Origin of the sequence: Pseudohalocynthiibacter aestuariivivens (assembly GCF_018457175.1) — a bacterium.
Taxonomy (GTDB): Bacteria; Pseudomonadota; Alphaproteobacteria; order Rhodobacterales; family Rhodobacteraceae; genus Pseudohalocynthiibacter; species Pseudohalocynthiibacter aestuariivivens.
This window is the reverse complement of the sequence record NZ_JAGFNU010000004.1, coordinates 161,252-177,703: the sequence shown is the minus strand read 5'-3', so window position 1 is coordinate 177,703 and position 16,452 is coordinate 161,252. Positions and strand designations below refer to the sequence as shown.

The window sequence follows — 16,452 nt, the reverse complement described above, 5'->3', positions numbered from 1 at the left end:
TCGATACCAAGGGGCGTGAGCCTACCCTTTATCAGGTGATCTACGGCGCGGATCGTTTTGAAGTGATCAGACAGAACGGCGTTTTCGAACAACAGCAAGTATCGCGGAAAAATTATGAGCATAGAACAAGCGAAGAAATACATTAGAAGATTGCGAACCGAGGTACCTTTGCGGCAGCAATTCGAGCTGGTCTGGCAAGGAAAGCGCCGCAATCCGGATGATATCTACGTGATCAAGGGAGAATCGATGGTGCCTCATCTGCTGGCCTCGTCAATTCCCGATTTCAAGACTGACCCCAGCGGCAATCAATCATGGTGGAGTATAAGTAGCGCCCAGCAGGATATGCACGACCTGCTGTTTAGCAAATGGGATGGCAAAGACCACGCTCAGCGATATCTAGACGGTGGCACGATCTCAAATGAGAGCATACAGAAAGTGATCGATAAACCTGAGATGGAGGCGGTGCTACAACTCTTGGCCAACGTCGCCAATGCTTGTTGCGGATATGAAATCAGTCTGGCCCACATGAACGAGGCTTGGCATTGCTATGTGCAATGGGTTTACAAGAAAGTTGACTACACGGGAAGGCATGACGAGGTGCAGCGCCTGCGAATGGATTTGGTCGATAAATTGTCCCTGCGTACCCATATCAATGACTTGGTTTCATCCAAGGATATGCCATTGGGCGTTGCGGGTCTTTTAAAAATCTACTTGCAGACGGGATTCACCAACGAAGGTGCGTACGAGGGCTTTGAAGAACATAAAACCCTGCTTGAATCAGTAGTTATTGTAGCCGAAGAGGCTGGCTATAACTTCAGTGCTCTCGACTATCTCAAGGACTGCATCCACAAACAAGCGGAGGACGATCCGGGGCCTGATCTGGATGATCGTTATTGGCCGGAGGACGACCCCAATCGCTGGAACCACCAATCAATCACGCCGGTGCGCCTCAGTTTTTGAGTGATCCTCCCCTTTTGAATTGGACCGCTCTTATGGTTGGGAACAGAGTTCTTCCCCGCACAGGATCATGACCCGACGCGGAGCCCAAACCGGTTAAAACGGGAGGCTGAAGCGATGACACTGATCCGTGCCATGCCGGACAAGGAGCTTCGGATTGCGCTCGCCCAATTGGAATCGCTTTTCAAACTCGCGCCTCACCCAGGGTACAGGCGGATTTCACAGTTAGCCATTGAGAATCCTGCGAGTTCTCTGAAAGTGTTGCCGTGGCCCACAACGGCCAGTGGTCTTTCAGTGAGGCGGGCAAGGTCCTGCGCGAAACCACGTATCCGCTCTTGAAACACGTCCTTGGGTTCGAGGGGCACGCCGTTTTCATTAGTCAGGCCCTGATGCCACCAAATCTCTTCCAGATGATCGAAGGAAAGATCGAGAAATTCGCTTTTCAACGTGCTCGCAGGCCGACCAATGTCGCAGCTGTAGCTAAGAAGCTCACGGTGCTCGGCGACAACCCTTATCGGTGCAATGTCGTCGAAAATGGTTTGCGCCGTCTGGATAGCACGCGTGAGCGGAGAGGTTATCACTTGCATGATCCCAAGGTCCATCGCAGCGGCTTTGGCTTGTTCGGCCTGAAGACGCCCTTTTGGGGTAAGTGGAGCATCGAAGATCATTGGATCTGGATCACCATCTTTGTGCGCTGCATTGAATTCCGATTGTCCGTGCCGGATTAGATAGATTGCCATTTCAATAACTTTGCCGGGCGTCGCCCCGCATTTTTCGGGTCTGAAATTCCGGCATTTTTTCAATTATTTCCCGATACAGAAGTACTGCAATCTCGATTGCATGTCGAACTGAGTCTGAATCCGCCACTCCAGAGCTAAGTCCTACGCACTCCAAATATGTGAATCAAGCATCAAACTGATATCGGGACGGTCTTTGCGCACCGCTTGCTGCCGAAGATTTGTGGCCAGTTCACAAACCACCAGTGTTGGCGTGCAAGCCCCAAAGTAGCCGTTGGCGCGGCCGCAGAAAATTGGCATTTTGTCCGCATAGCAGACCTTAGCGGGCATCTGAAATTTATAGGTCCTGACCTTTATCAATTCGATTGTTTCGATAACTTTTGACCAGGGACTGGGGTTTGATTTTCAAGTCGAATTCTCGCACTACTTGCCTTGCCGCATGTGATAAAGTTTCACCATCTTCGATACGTCGATTCATTTCTTCATAAGGTTCAGCATAGATGTCTCTTTTGAGTTGGGCGGTGGTCTGCCCACCACGAGATGAACCACCAACTTGACGTTCTCCTAGCTGGGCATTGCGCTCATGCTCGGATTTCATCCGGCGTTCTTTGTCTAGACCACCCAATTCAGAGCCAACATGCGCAGCATAGGCTACAAGCGCTTCGGCAGGTTCATTTCCGTCACGTACCTTTGCTGAAATGAGATCAAGCCTCGTCAGTTCGTTTGCCAATCGAGACGCATACCAAAGATGCGAATGATCCTCATCTGGGCAAAAAACATTTGCAGCCAAAAGGAAACCCAAATCGGATTTTTCTTTTAGGTAGGTTTCTCCCTTTGAAAGTACAAAACTAGCTTCCAGCGGAGCGTATTTTCCCTGGGGGTGAATAAATTTGAAGGGATCAACTAAATCTTCGCTTTCGTATGTATTCCTACAGTACTCCTCGACCTCTTCTCTGAATGTTTGAAAAGGAATGGCGGGTGATACATTTGCGCGGCTGTCGACAAGTGCGCCGCTTATTGCCTTTTCACGGTAAGCTAGATCAACAATAGACGGTTGTCGTCTACGGGTGGTGATGCCCGACCCAACAACCAGCGAGGAAAGCGCTTTTCGGGGTTTCTTTTTAGCCATTTCGCTTCACTCTCATTGCTTCCGCAATCTCTTCGCCAATTGAGTCCGCGGCGGCACGAAGTGGATCGTCAGATAGGTGTGCATATCGGGCGGTTGTAGCTGTTTCTCTATGCCCGAGAAGAGCGCCGATAACGGGTAAGGACATGCCAGCTCTCGCGCCGACGCTGGCAAACGAATGCCGCAGGTCATGCAGGCGCACATCCTCCAAGCCAGCTTCTTTTCGAATAATTGTCCAAGGGTCTTTAATATTCACCAAATGTGTTCCGTGCTTCCTACCGATAATCACGAATGGGTTGTCTTCCTTGCGGGGTAGCTCGGACAAGATCTGCAACGCAGCCGGAGACAGGTAGATTTCTTTCTCACCGGTTTTACTGTCCGTCAATTCGAGACAGCCGCGTTCAAGATTCACTTCACACCATCGAAGGGTTAAGATTTCCCCATGTCGTGCCCCGGTCAAAACTAAAAGTCGGATCATCGCTATGACATGTGGAGAAATTTGGCGTTCCAGTTCTCCGGCCTCTGCCTTCGCCAGAGCTTCACCAAGCCGCGCCAATTCCGCTTGAGATAAATATCGTTTACGCTTCTTCTCCTCGAACCGCCTGATACCCTTTACAGGGTGATCACCGCTTGCGGTCCACTCCAAGTCATTCGCAGAGAAACTAAAAATTTTGGATAGCAGCGCCAATACACGATTTGCCTCATAAGGCGTGTCTTCTAGCTTGGAGTGAAACGCTCGGATTTGTTGACGGGTAACGGATTTGACCTTCTTGCCGCCGAACGTGGGCCGCAAACGTTGCTCAATCATTCGGGTATCATTCGCAAGGCTTGTCGGTTTCTTGTGCTTTTTCGCGTGGTCGGAAATGTAGCGATCAAACAAGTCCGACATTGTTGGGTCTTCCCGAAGTGCTTTTCGTTCACCCGCGGGGTCTCCGCCTTGACGAACCTTCGCCGCCCAATCTTTGGCTATTTTCCGCGCCTGGTCAGCCGTAAGAGAGCCATAGTCGCCTATCTGCGGCTCTCTGATCTGAGCGCCACGCCCACCACCAACGCGATAGCGATAAAAGAATGCTTTTCGACCACTCGGATATATACGGAGTGAGAAGCCGGGCACTTCAGTGTCGTGCACCTTGTAGAGCTTGTTGGCTGGCTTCTGCGCGCCGACGCGGTTTTTGGTGAGTTTTAGCTTCATTTTTGAACGTAGCTTCCACATAGCTTCCACATGAAACGAAACTACACGAAACCCACTGACAATGAAAGGGCGGCATAGGCATTGATTTTATAGATTTTTTCAGATTATGAGTTAGCAACAGAAATCACGCGAAACTTATAACCCTGAGATTTGTAATCAGTAGGTCCGCGGTTCGAGTCCGTGTGGGGGCACCATTTTTCGATAAAATCATCATACATGCTTGATTTTAAGGGATTTACCGGACAGCTGTAACACATCATGGACACAAAATGCGTCCTTGGGAGCAACTAAATGTGCAAGCAGGTTACCCTAAAACACCTTGATGAACTCGCAGATGGCACCTTCAGGTTCCGCAGGAGGTTCCCCTTAGCCCACCAAGAGGCACTGTCAGACAAAACCGACTTGAGCCGGGCAGGGTGGTTTCGTAGCCTCGCTGGATGACAAAACGCAGTCCATTTCGCTATTTTAAAACGTCGCCAGAGATTATCAGGCTGGCAGTTATGTTGTACGTCCGGTTCCCTCTTTCGTTGCGCAATGTTGAAGACCTTCTGCATAAGCGTGGCATTGACGCTAGCCACGAAACCATCCGGTTTTGGTGGAGCCGGTTTGGCCCGTTGTTCGCCGCTGAAATCCGCAGAAAATGGGTTCAGCAACTTCGTGCTCGTTCAAATTGGCAATGGCATTTGGACGAGGTGTTCGTAATAATCAACGGTGTAACCCACTATCTCTGGAGCGCTGTGGATCATGAGCGCGAGGTGTTTGAAAGCTATGTCACCAAGCAACGTGATCGCAAAGCAGCATTGAATTTCCTCAAAAAACGATGAAGCGTTTTGGCCAGCCAAATGTCGTCGTGACCGATCTACAGCGGTCTTACGGCGCCGCGATGAAGATCATCGGCAATGCTGACAGACAAGAAACCGGCCGTTGGCTGAACAACCGGGTTGAGAATTCATACATTCCGTTTCGGCGACGAGAACGAGCCATGCTGCGCTTCCGCCGAATGCGAAGCATGCAGAAATTCGTCTCAGTACAGGCCTCCGTTTGCAATCATTTCAACCATGAACGTCACCTTTACTCACGCGATAATTTCAAGCTCAACCGCACCGTCGCTCTCGCTGAGTGGCGTCAACTCTGCGCGGCATAAATAGTCGCACAACTGGCCTAGAAGTGACTGCCTCGCATTTGTCTGACAACACCAGCGAGGGCAATCAATCTATTCGTCAACATCTTGCCTAGGGGTGGTGGCATTCGCTGAATTTCAGGAGACAGATTTTCGACATAACTACGCCCAGCCCAAGGGTTCCGGACAACTGCCGCGACACCAATGATGTGCAACACCGGATCAGCGATCCCTTCCCCCCTCGCGGTGAATATCTTCATCAAAAGTAACAACTTTTCTGAGTTCTGGTAACATGTTGCTTCCTATTTCAGTGTCTTGACGGCTCAACTTTTGTGACGCGATGAACCGTTCCTTTGGTTTCATCGCCTTGATAAATACCAAAACTTCCGTGACGGAATTCGCTTATATAGCGTTTAAGCATACTGCGTTCAGCCTGGCTTTTGATCTTTTCAAGTGGTACGTCTTTCAAGGGAAAAAAGGCTGACCGTTCCGGCGCATCTCCTTTAACTGTACCATGGTAGAAGATGCCGTGCGCCCTGGTCTCGCTGTCCTGATAAACCGCGTATAAGAAATCCAGGACCGGGTTCAAATTATCGCGCCGCAATTGATCCCGCAAACTTTCGAGGTTCGCTGATTTGCCACAAATTTTCGGCACAGTGAACGAACTGTCTGGTTCAACCACCAAAAGCAGTTTCTGATCTTGCTGAACAATAGCCCCTATCGTCAGATCACCAGAATGCGAAGCTGCCGAGACCAGTTGTTCCTCTAGCCCGACAGAAAAATAGTTACCTTTAAAGTAAACCAGAGGTGAGCCGTCATTTTCAGCAAAATCAACGACACGACCAATCAGAATGATGTGGTCCCCAGCGTCTATCAGTTTTTCTTTTGAGCAAACAAAACTGGCCAACGAGCCGTCTAAAAGCGGCATGTTAGAGGTACCAGAATGCCAATCAGATATTTCAAATTTGTCGGCTTGCTGGGAAGCAAACAATCCGGAGGTTGCCTTTTGATCTTCACTCAGAACATTGATCGCGAAATGATCAGATGCGATGAAGACATCACAGCTAAGGGCAGACTTTGCGACACATATCAACAAAAGTGGAGGGTCAAGCGAAACGGAAGTGAAAGAGTTGGCGGTGAAACCTCGCGGTGTTCCATCTGATTGGCGGGTCGTGACAACGGTGACGCCTGTTGCGAATGTGCTAAACGCGTCGCGAAGCTCGCGTTGCTTGTCGATTGATATTTGTATCAGCGCAGATGTTGTTAAAAATTCGTTATTGTCGGCCCCCATTCGCGGTGGTGTTTTGGGTGCGGGCAAAGGTGACGCACTAAAACGAAGCGGATTAGCAGCAACTTTCCAGGGCCGCGCATTCGGGTCAGGATGCGGGACATCGACGAGCATTTCCCGTGCCGATGTATGCGGGTCAGCAACGATGTCTGCAATTGTATTAAGAGGTCCAAAAGGTATTACCCCGCCAAGCTTTTGTGACAACTCTGCCTTGGTGAAAGATTTCGTCCATACTGAAACCAACGCGTTTAGCTCTTTAGAATTGGCAGAACGTGCGCTTCGTGTTGCATAGCGGGCATCGTTTCCAAGTTCGTGCAATTCCATTGCCTTGGTCAAGGCGCGCCAAAATGCGTCGTCCACAATCCCAATTGCTACATCGCCGTCTTTAGCCGGGAACAGACCGAAGGGCGCAAGAAAGGGGTGATTATTACCTTCAGGGCCGGGGACTGAACCATTAAAATCATGTAGATAAACCGCTCTCTCGCACAGGCTAATCATGGCGTCATACATAGCGACGTCAACGAACTGGCCCTTACCTGTCGCCTCTGCCACCCGTAGGGCAGCCATAATGCCAAAGCACATCATCAAACCCGCGAAGACATCGCCAATTCCGGGCCCAACCTTGGTCGGCGTCTGCGCATCCGGACCCGTTAGTCCCATAATGCCCCCCATCGCCTGCGCAACCACATCGTAAGAGGGCCAGTTAGCATATGGGCTTTCGCCCGAACGCGGGTCACCAAAGCCACGGATTGCAGCATAGACGAGGCGCGGGTTGATTTCGGCAAGGCTCTCGTACGACAAGCCCAACCGCTCCATGACGCCAGGGCGAAAATTCTCAACGATCACATCGGCTGTTGCTGCCAAAGCTCGAAAGGCGGCTTTTCCTTCACGGGTTTTAAGATCAAGCTGAACACTTTTCTTGCTGCGATTCAGACTGACAAAATATCCAGCCCATTCATGATCCGGGTCATCATCACGAAACGGGCCATTGTTTCGGCTTGTATCGCCGCCCGCGCTTTCGATTTTGATCACCTCCGCGCCGTGATCAGCCAACATCATTGTACAGTAGGGGCCAGACAACATCCGGCTAAGATCCAGCACGCGGAGCCCTTTGAGAATACCTGCTTCACTCGTGCTGTTCATAAACCTTCACCCTTTACAATCGCACGATCCAGAAACCCCTTCAAAGGGAGGTTTGTGGTTGCTGGGTCTTCGGCAAGTGCCATATGACGCAGGCCTTTAAGAATATATGTCTCAGTTCCCTCGATCTCCGCTGCAATTGCCTGAGCCATCTCTGGTCCGTTGCCGAAGTCTTCATCACCGGTCATCACAATTGTCGGACAGGCTATGGGTGGTTTTGGTAAGGTAATTTCATCAATGCTATCAGCTAATACCCGGTAAATGGTGTGATAAACCGCCGGATCGTTGGCTAGTACCCAAGAGCGTACAAGGTTCATTGTTTCTGGGTTCGTTTGGCGAAAATCATCTGTAAACCAACGCTCCAGGGCAGCCTCAACCGTAGCAGCAGGCCCGTCTGTTCGGGCTTGGTCTACGCGTTTCAAAATTGCCGCCTGCGCTTCTTTTGTGCGTTGATGTGGTGAATGCAGAATGCCGAGCGCCAAAACACGTTCAGGTTCATCCTGTGCAAACCGCCGTGCGATCATGCCACCAAGCGAAAACCCAACAACAGCGGCGGCCAATATCTCGCAATAGTCCAACAATTCACGTAGTTGATCGGAGAACATCTTGAGCGACGGGGGGCAAGGCGGTCGTGCGCTGTCGCCATGCCCAAAAAGATCATAGGTGATAACATTGTAGTTGTCGCTAAGTGCCGGAACCAGCCATTGCCAGACTTCACGGTTCAGGCCTAACCCATGGATCAAAACGACAGCCTCTTTGGCTTGGGGTCCATATTGTTCGAATACGGTGCCATCATGTGCGGTACTCTTCATCTAAATTTCTACTTTCACCGGGCGGTAGGCGACGACTTCGATCTCGACGCGCACATCGACGAGCAAATCGCTGACGACTGCGGAGCGCGCTGGCGGCTCTTTCGGGAAATACGCGCCATAGACTGCGTTGAAGCCCGGAAAATCAGCCCGGTCCCTGAGCCAGACCATCGCTTTCACGACATCCTCCAAACCACACCCGGCTTCGGCCAGCGTTATCTTGATGTCTTCGAGAATAGCACGGGTTTGATCTTCTACTGTCCCAGTGGTCATCGGTGCGCCGTTTTGCATTGGGATCTGGCCTGTCAGAAACACGAAATCTCCCGCCCGAATTGCACGAGACAATGACAGCACGCGCCCACCAATCTCTAGCGGTCCACCAATAACCTGCTTTCTCTTTGACATTTGTGGAGCCTCCCTAAACTCAAGCTAGACTTCATAGGGGATCAATCATTTGGTAATTTTCGACACAAGAAGGCGATAAATCGCATGTTTGTTGGAAAGAACCGATAAGAATAGGAATCGAAACAGACAGGGACGAGGGCGCTATGACGGATATCCAAACCTACCAGATGCTCATTGACGGTGATTGGGTCGATGCGTCTGACGGGAAAACCTTCGACAGTATTAATCCGACGACTGGCAAGGTGTGGTCGCGCGCTCCGGAGGCAACTGCCGAAGATGTTGATCGGGCCGTTCGTTCCGCACATCACGCATTTACCAAAGGCCCCTGGGCCTCCATGACGCCGACAGAACGCGGCAAGCACTTGCGTCGTCTGGCTGACTTGCTTGCCGAGAAATCCGAAGAACTAGGCCGGACAGAGTCTATCGACACGGGAAAGATGCTGAAGGAAACGCGCTGGCAGGCGAAATACATTGCCGAGTTTTTTCACTTCTATGCTGGCTGTGCTGACAAGATCAGCGGAGAAACCCTGCCAATCGACAAACCTGATCTTTTTGTCTTTACCAATCGCGAACCGCTTGGTGTTGTCGCTGCAATTGTACCGTGGAACTCGCAGCTGTTTCTTGTTGCTGTGAAGATGGGGCCGGCGCTTGCGGCGGGGAACACGGTTGTTCTGAAAGCTTCTGAACACGCCTCTGCCGCAATGCTTGAATTTGGCAAACTGATTGAACAGGCAGGGTTTCCGGCAGGCGTCGTTAATATCATGACGGGCCACGGGGACCCGTGTGGTAAGGCCCTGACCTCGCACCCGCTGGTTGCGCGTATCTCGTTTACGGGCGGCCCGAATGCAGCGCGGCATGTTCTTTACAATTCTGCTGAAAACTTCGCGGAAGTCTCGCTCGAACTTGGGGGAAAATCCCCATTCATTGTCTTCGATGATGCGAACATCGAAAGCGCTGTGAACGGGTCAATTGCGGGCATCTTTGGTGCGACCGGGCAAAGCTGTGTCGCTGGCTCTCGTCTGTATCTGCACGAAGATATTGCCGATGAGTTTCTGGAAAAGATGACAGAAATGGCGCGTAATATCGTAATTGGGGATCCTTTGATGGAAGAAACCCAGATGGGTCCGCTTTGCACAACAGGCCAACTGGAAAATATCGAGCGCGAAGTCGCCCATGCCCAAACCGAAGGCGGGCAACTTTTATGCGGTGGCAAGCGCCCCGAAGGGATGGGCGGGCTTTACTACGAACCCACAATAATTGCCTGTCCGCGTCAGGACATGCGCATCGTGGATACCGAACTGTTTGGCCCGGTGCTGAGTGTTCTGCGCTTTCGCGATGAAGACGAAGTTATCGAACTTGCGAATGATACGGTTCATGGCCTTGCGGCAGGCATCTTCACCCAAGACAGCGCCCGATCCTTGCGAATGGCCAAGGCTGTGCGGGCTGGTATTGTCTGGGTCAACACATACCGTGTCGTCTCACCCATAGCCGAGTTCGGCGGCATCAAAGGGTCTGGCTACGGTCGTGAAAGCGGCTTTCAGGCGATGTATGACTACACCCGACCAAAAACCGTCTGGATGAATACTTCAAGCGAACCAATCTCAAACCCATTCGTCATGCGGTGAAACGCGTATCACCTGAAAAAGAATAGCCACGCCGAAGACCAAATAAACTGGTTACTGGCAGAACGAGAAAGGCTCTGAACATGAAATTCCAACTCGCAATAAACATGGAACGGATTGATGACAGTCTGGACATGACCGATGTGCAGCAGCACACCCTTGAGATGGTCAAAATGGCGGACAAGGGCGGTTTCAACATAGTCTGGGCGGCCGAGCATCATTCGATGGAAATGACGATTGCTCCGAACCCGTTCCAGATACTGACATGGTGGGGTGAGCATACGAAAAAAATTCGGTTGGGTACCGCCGTTGCAGTTGCCCCGTACTGGACCCCAATTCGTTTGGCGGGCGAAGCGGCAATGACCGATCTGATCAGCGGTGGACGTTTGGAGTTTGGCATTGGATCAGGTGCCTACCAGCGTGAATTTGACCGGATGCATCCGGGGCTCAAACAGTCTGATGCTTGGCGATACATGCATGAAATGCTGCCGGCAGTACTGGCGTTATGGCAAGGGGATTATGCACATGACGGTGAGTTCTGGTCCTTCCCCAAAGCAACCTCTGTTCCCAAACCGTTACAGCAACCTCATCCTCCAATATGGGTGGCAGCACGTGCGCCAATCACCTTCGATTATGCTGTCAAACACGGCTACAATATCATGTCCTGGCCATTGACCCGCCCAATGAGCGAGGTTGATCTTTACTTGCAGCGGTTAGACGAAGCGATGGAGGCAAACCCCGGTGCCAAACGCCCGATTATCGCAATGATGCGCCATACCGCTGTCTACGATAAACCTTCGGATCGAGGTGTGCCCATCGCTGCAGCCCGCAGGCAGCTCAGCCAATTTGAAAACCTGTTCAAGAATCTTGATGATGTGGTCAATGGTTTTGCCAAACAGATTCCACTGGAAAGCTTAGAGAACCGCGATGAGTATGATCCGGACATGCTGGCGCAGAACCTTATGTTCGGCACACCCGAAGAGGTGATCGCTAAGCTGAAGCAATACGAAGAACGCGGTGTAGATGAATTCATCTACTACGCGAGCATGGGGCTTGGATTGGCTGAACAAAAGCATTCACTCGAGCTGTTTTGCGACGAAGTCATTCCTGCTTTCGCATAACTTGAATTAGGAGAAACGTGTGACAAATGGTGTCGAGGTAACCCGGAACGGTCGCGTTCTGGAAGTGAAACTGAACAAACCAAAGGTAAATGCCATCGACATACCGATGAGTCAGGCCTTGGGAGCCGCTTTTGCGGAGTTGCGCGATGATCCTGAGCTTTGGGTTGGAATTCTAACAGCCGAAGGCGACCGTGTGTTTTCGGCAGGCTGGGATCTGAAAGCACTAAACGCTGGCGAGATGCAGTTGGACAATTGGTGGGAGACTGCCGATTATGGAGACGGCGGTTTCGCCGGTCTAACTGAAAACTGGAACCTGAACAAACCTGTCATTGCGGCCCTGAATGGCCTTGCGATAGGCGGCGGGTTCGAGCTTGCCATGGCGTGTGATCTGATTATCGCAGCCGACAATGTCGAGTTCGGCCTACCAGAAATGCCTCTCGGAATTGTGCCGGACGCTGGAGCTTTGCAACGGCTTCCACGTCGTATTCCTCACAACATTGCAATGGAAATGTTTCTGCTCGGTCGACGGATGAGTGCTGAAGAAGCAGCACACTATGGACTGATCAACAAGGTCGTACCCAAAGACCAACTTATGGAAGCAGCGCGTGAATGGGCTGACTCAATTGCTTGGTCTGCCCCGCTAGCGATGCAAAGTGTCAAAGAAGTGCAGCGTGCAATTGAATGTGTGCCGTTGGAGCAGGCGTTCCAAAAAATGCGGACAGACGAAATGCCTACCTATCGCAAAATGCTGAAGTCAGAAGATGCGGCTGAAGGGGTTGCTGCTTTTGTTGAAAAACGCGAACCCAGCTTTAAGGGCAAATAGATGCTTCCTGCTGTGAATGAAGTTACGAGGGTCACCAGTATCGGAGGTGGCCCTATCGGCGGCGGCTGGGCCGCCCATTTTCTTGCACGCGGTTACGATGTAACGCTTTATCTTCATGATAAAGACGAAACGCCCGCCTTTATGGCGATACTGGAAACTGCGTGGAAAAGCCTAACCGATCTTGGTCTTTCGTCTGGCGCTTCTCTGGACAGACTCAAGATCGTAACGAACTTGAACGAGGCCGTGGAAGGCGCTGAGTTCATTCAGGAAAGCGCGCCAGAAAATCTGGGAATGAAACAGACGCTCTACAAAAAACTTGGGCAGATCGTGCCACCTGACATTGTGATCGGATCATCAACATCGGGTCTGATGATGACCGATATTCAGGCTGGCTGCGCCACTCCCGAAAGAACGGTGATTGGGCATCCATTCAATCCGCCATATCTTCTGCCTTTGGTCGAGATTGTCGGCGGAAAAAAAACAGCTGCAGAGGCCGTACTCTGGGCCGAAGAATTCTATAAAATCGCGGGTAAAGTGCCGTTGGTCATGAAAAAGGAAATTCCCGGATTTGTGGCGACACGGCTTCAAGAGGCACTGTGGCGCGAAGCCTTGCACATGGTAGCAAACGGCGAAGCGACGCCGGAAGACATCGATATTGCGCTTATTAACGGCCCGGCGCCCCGTATGGCGGTTCAAGGGCAATGCATGGCATTTCACGTGGCGTGCGGGGCAGGTGGAATGGCCACAAATCTTGATCAGTTTGGACCCGCGCTAAAACTACCTTGGACTCGATTGGAGGCGCCCGAGTTGACCAAGGAATTGCGCGACCGGATGGTTGATGGGTGCAACAAAATTGCCGGTGATCGCGGTTTCGAAGAGATGGCGGCAAAACGCGACCGTCAGATCGTTGCAGTTTTACGCGCCATTCGCGACACGGCCTAGTACCCTGAACGCTGTGCCTGTTTTAGTCGGTGGTTGACTTCAAGTGTATCCAGGAATTTTGAAAGCGTCCCTGGCCAATGGGGTGCCGTGTCATTTTCCGGCCAAGCCATTCGATACTCACTCGGCCTGCGCTCAAAACATTTTTTAAAGGCAAAGGCAAAATGTGAAAGTGAATTGAAACCAGAGGCAGTTGCAATCTCGCGAACCCCCAAGTCGGTTGAAATCAACAATACCCGTGAATGCTGCAAGCGAAGGAGCAAGCCAAATTGGACGACACTACAGCCCATTGCCTTCTTAAATTGCCGCTCAAGTTGCCGCTGGGAAATACCAATTTGTTCAGCGATCTCGGGAACAGTAAGAGGTTCGCTGATAAAGGCTTCTATGATGTTGATTGCAGCGCGAACATCTGGTGCTAGTGTTTCGATTCCACGCCCCAGTGTCATGCGTTGCGGTGCATCGGGTGGGCGGACAGGGTGGTGCATAATCTGGTCCGAAATTTCGCCAGTTAGTCGTTCTCCATATTCGTCTTGGATGATGTGTAACATCAGATCGATACCCGCTGTTCCGCCCGAGCAGGACATTATCTGTCCGTCTACGGTAAACAATTGTTCCGTCGCCAATGCATCGGGAAACTGTTCCTGAAACCCTGCCAAATAAGACCAGTGCGTCGTGACAGACTTGCCCGACAACAGCCCGGCGCGCGCAAAAATATAGCTGCCAATCTCTACAGAGCAGAGTCGTACTCCAAGGCGTGCCTGCAGCCTAAGCCATGAAAAAAGCTTTGTATTGGCATAGTGCTCACCACCCCAACTGCCTAATACAAAAACGATATCGTTGCGCCCTAGTTTCTCGGGCGGTGGAACGCATTTGACAGACAATCCGTTGCTTGCCGCGACTTCTGAACCATCGAAAGAATAGAACTCCTGAGTAAACAACGGTGTTGGTGAAAGGTAGTTTGCGATCCGAGCTGGTTCGAGCAGACTCGTGAATGTCATCATGTTGAAACGCGGAATTAAGACACAGGCAATGCCAATGGCTTTGGTTTGTGGGTCCTGATCAAGATCCATTTCCCGCCCTTTCACAATATTTCTTCGATAGTGAGAATATTCGCCATAAGTATAGCTGATTCGACGAAAAATCGACATGCAGAAAAGGACTCCGCCTCAAGATGGTGTCAAATAAGGGGGGGATTGCGCTTGAATTACGATGTCGTTGTTACCTGTGCGGTTACAGGAGCCGGAGATACAACTGGCCGCAGCCCGCATGTTCCTATCACACCAAAACAGATTGCGGATGCTGCAATAGAGGCAGCAAAAGCCGGGGCCGCAGTCGCGCATATCCATGTTCGGGATCCAGAGACGGGCAAGGGTTCGCGCGCCCCTGAATTGTTCAAAGAGGTCGTTGATCGTATTCGCAACAGCGACACGGACGTCATTATCAATCTGACCGCCGGAATGGGGGGAGATTGGGTGCCCGATGCACATAATCCTGCAATGCCGGGTCCGGGTACCGACATGATCGGCCCTGAAGAACGGCTTGCTCACATCAAGGAATGTATGCCCGAGATATGTTCACTGGATTGTGGCACTCTGAATTTCGGAGATGGCGACGAGATTTACATCTCAACACCGCCGACTTTGCGAAAAATGGCCGAGTTAACCTGCAATTGGGGTGTGAAGCCCGAACTTGAAGTTTTTGAACTGGGTCACATTCGTTTTGCGCGTCAGATGATTGCGGAAAGTTTGATTGCGGATCCACCCATGTTCCAAATCTGCTTGGGCATTCCTTGGGGCGCAGATCAAAGCGTCGATACCATGAAGGTAATGAAAGACCACCTTCCGCCGGACGCAAGCTGGGCAAGTTTTGGAATTTCACGCATGCAGATGCCAATGGCGGCAGCGGCAGTGGCTATGGGTGGAAATGTTCGCGTTGGTCTTGAAGACAACATTTATCTGGATCGTGGGGTTCTGGCCACAAACGGTCAGTTAGTGACGCGTGCGATTGAAATTATAGAACGTATGGGCGGACGCGCAATAAACCCGGCCGAAGCTCGCATTAAGCTTAAGTTGCGCGGAGCAACCGAATAAATGGTGGGTGGGAACAACGCACAAGGCAGTCTTCAACTGAAGAAACTGCAAAAGAAATTCGGATCCTTTGTCGCGGTAGACGATGTTGATCTCGAAATTCAGCAAGGTGAGTTTCTGACACTGCTTGGTCCGTCGGGATCGGGAAAAACAACCCTGTTGATGATGATTGCAGGGTTTTTGGATATAACTTCCGGCGACATCGAGCTTGATGGGTTGTCAATCGCGAATGTGCCCGCTGAAAAACGCAACTTTGGTATGGTTTTTCAGGGGTATGCGCTGTTTCCACACATGACAGTCCGTGAAAACATTAGTTACGCACTGGACGTTCGCAAGCGCCCTAAGGCTGAGATATCTGCCCGTGTTGATGAGATGCTGGACCTAGTTCAATTGCATGAATTTGGCGAACGCAAACCGGGCCAGCTCTCTGGTGGCCAACAGCAACGGGTTGCGCTGGCGCGCGCGCTTTGCTTTGCCCCTCCGGTTTTGCTGTTGGATGAACCTCTGGGTGCATTGGACAAAAAACTACGCGTCGAAGTCCAGGAGCAACTGAAAGATATCCACCGCCGTGTCGGTACCACTTTCGTCTACGTGACACATGATCAGGAAGAAGCGCTGTCAATGTCTGACCGCATCGTGATCATGCAGGATGGTGCAATTGAGCAGGTTGGAACACCGCAAGAACTGTATGAGAAGCCGGAAACGAAATTCGCGGCAAGTTTCCTTGGGAAAAGCAACTTTCTTAATCTCAAAGACGGGCTGCATGCTCTTCGTCCAGAGAAGATTGATATTCACCCGGCGGGGCAGGGAGATGTCACCGCCCGCGCTACGGGAACAATTCGCTCAATCACCTATTTTGGCTCGGTCCAGAAATTCATGGTTTCCGTCGAAGGCGACGAGGAGTTGGAGGTTGATGTCGACTCCTGGAGAAACAGGTACCCGCTTAAAGAAGGACAAGCAGTCGATTTGACATGGGAAGACAGGGCAACAGTTAAGCTAAGGAACGGGTAGATCACGATCAATTTGAGCGTCAGAAAATGGCGCCAGCTAAAAGAGCAAAAGCTCGTTAACACCAACAAGGAGTTA

Annotated in this window: 15 protein-coding genes and 1 pseudogene; 8 read left to right on the top strand and 8 right to left on the bottom strand. The window is 51.2% G+C overall.

Annotated features, from left to right (window positions below):
• Nucleotides 1-114: 114 nt before the first annotated feature.
• Nucleotides 115-960, top strand: coding sequence for a hypothetical protein (locus J4E70_RS08210; RefSeq protein ID WP_213888611.1), 846 nt, complete (start codon nucleotides 115-117; stop codon nucleotides 958-960).
• A 194-nt stretch (nucleotides 961-1,154) separates the two neighbouring features.
• On the opposite strand, the gene J4E70_RS08205 is transcribed toward J4E70_RS08210, so the two are convergent.
• The 3 genes from J4E70_RS08205 to J4E70_RS08195 form a co-directional block, all read right to left on the bottom strand.
• On the bottom strand, nucleotides 1,155-1,697 hold the full coding sequence (locus J4E70_RS08205; RefSeq protein ID WP_213888610.1) for a histidine phosphatase family protein: 543 nt from the start codon (nucleotides 1,695-1,697) through the stop codon (nucleotides 1,155-1,157).
• 334 nt (nucleotides 1,698-2,031) lie between these two features.
• Nucleotides 2,032-2,823 (bottom strand): hypothetical protein, encoded by a 792-nt coding sequence (locus tag J4E70_RS08200; RefSeq protein WP_213888609.1) that lies wholly within the window; start codon nucleotides 2,821-2,823, stop codon nucleotides 2,032-2,034.
• The gene (locus J4E70_RS08195) at nucleotides 2,816-4,012 is read right to left on the bottom strand and encodes a site-specific integrase (RefSeq protein ID WP_213888608.1); all 1,197 of its coding nucleotides are present in this window, start codon (nucleotides 4,010-4,012) and stop codon (nucleotides 2,816-2,818) included. Before J4E70_RS08195 ends, J4E70_RS08200 begins: the two co-directional genes overlap by 8 nt.
• Nucleotides 4,013-4,449: 437 nt before the next feature.
• Between J4E70_RS08195 and J4E70_RS08190 the strand changes: the two are divergent.
• Nucleotides 4,450-5,156: pseudogene (locus tag J4E70_RS08190) on the top strand (IS6 family transposase).
• A 17-nt stretch (nucleotides 5,157-5,173) separates the two neighbouring features.
• Here J4E70_RS08190 and J4E70_RS08185 read toward each other — a convergent pair.
• From J4E70_RS08185 to J4E70_RS08170, 4 genes are read right to left on the bottom strand one after another with little or no spacing between them, the layout of a single operon-like run.
• A complete protein-coding gene (locus tag J4E70_RS08185) occupies nucleotides 5,174-5,392 on the bottom strand; it encodes an amino acid synthesis family protein (RefSeq protein WP_246531668.1) in 219 nt (72 codons plus the stop codon).
• 47 nt (nucleotides 5,393-5,439) lie between these two features.
• Complete coding sequence (locus J4E70_RS08180) at nucleotides 5,440-7,563, bottom strand: CoA transferase (RefSeq protein ID WP_213888607.1); 2,124 nt, start codon at nucleotides 7,561-7,563, stop codon at nucleotides 5,440-5,442.
• Nucleotides 7,560-8,372 carry an alpha/beta fold hydrolase gene (locus J4E70_RS08175; protein ID WP_213888606.1) on the bottom strand — a complete coding sequence of 271 codons (813 nt, stop codon included), beginning with the start codon at nucleotides 8,370-8,372 and terminating at the stop codon, nucleotides 7,560-7,562. The genes J4E70_RS08180 and J4E70_RS08175 overlap by 4 nt, the downstream gene beginning before the upstream one ends.
• Entirely contained in the window at nucleotides 8,373-8,774 is a 402-nt protein-coding gene (locus tag J4E70_RS08170; RefSeq protein ID WP_213888605.1) for a RidA family protein, read from the bottom strand.
• Between the two features lie 143 nt (nucleotides 8,775-8,917).
• Between J4E70_RS08170 and J4E70_RS08165 the strand changes: the two genes are divergently transcribed.
• The 4 genes from J4E70_RS08165 (at nucleotide 8,918) to J4E70_RS08150 (ending at nucleotide 13,282) form a co-directional block, all read left to right on the top strand.
• Nucleotides 8,918-10,399: an aldehyde dehydrogenase gene (locus tag J4E70_RS08165; RefSeq protein ID WP_213888604.1), complete on the top strand. Its 1,482-nt coding sequence runs from the start codon at nucleotides 8,918-8,920 to the stop codon at nucleotides 10,397-10,399.
• An 80-nt stretch (nucleotides 10,400-10,479) separates the two neighbouring features.
• Nucleotides 10,480-11,517, top strand: a complete 1,038-nt coding sequence (locus tag J4E70_RS08160) for an LLM class flavin-dependent oxidoreductase (protein ID WP_213888603.1) — start codon at nucleotides 10,480-10,482, stop codon at nucleotides 11,515-11,517.
• Nucleotides 11,518-11,536: 19 nt separating this feature from the next.
• Nucleotides 11,537-12,340 (top strand): carnitinyl-CoA dehydratase, encoded by an 804-nt coding sequence (locus J4E70_RS08155; protein ID WP_213888602.1) that lies wholly within the window; start codon nucleotides 11,537-11,539, stop codon nucleotides 12,338-12,340.
• Entirely contained in the window at nucleotides 12,341-13,282 is a 942-nt protein-coding gene (locus J4E70_RS08150) for a 3-hydroxyacyl-CoA dehydrogenase NAD-binding domain-containing protein (RefSeq protein ID WP_213888601.1), read from the top strand.
• On the opposite strand, the gene J4E70_RS08145 is transcribed toward J4E70_RS08150, so the two are convergent.
• Nucleotides 13,279-14,349, bottom strand: coding sequence for a GlxA family transcriptional regulator (locus J4E70_RS08145; RefSeq protein WP_213888600.1), 1,071 nt, complete (start codon nucleotides 14,347-14,349; stop codon nucleotides 13,279-13,281). The genes J4E70_RS08150 and J4E70_RS08145 overlap by 4 nt on opposite strands.
• A gap of 129 nt (nucleotides 14,350-14,478) precedes the next feature.
• On the opposite strand from J4E70_RS08145, the gene J4E70_RS08140 reads away from it, so the two are divergent.
• Nucleotides 14,479-15,369, top strand: coding sequence for a beta-keto acid cleavage family enzyme (locus J4E70_RS08140; protein ID WP_213888599.1), 891 nt, complete (start codon nucleotides 14,479-14,481; stop codon nucleotides 15,367-15,369).
• Nucleotides 15,370-16,377: an ABC transporter ATP-binding protein gene (locus tag J4E70_RS08135; RefSeq protein ID WP_213888598.1), complete on the top strand. Its 1,008-nt coding sequence runs from the start codon at nucleotides 15,370-15,372 to the stop codon at nucleotides 16,375-16,377. It abuts the gene before it with no gap.
• The last annotated feature ends 75 nt before the right edge of the window (nucleotides 16,378-16,452 follow it).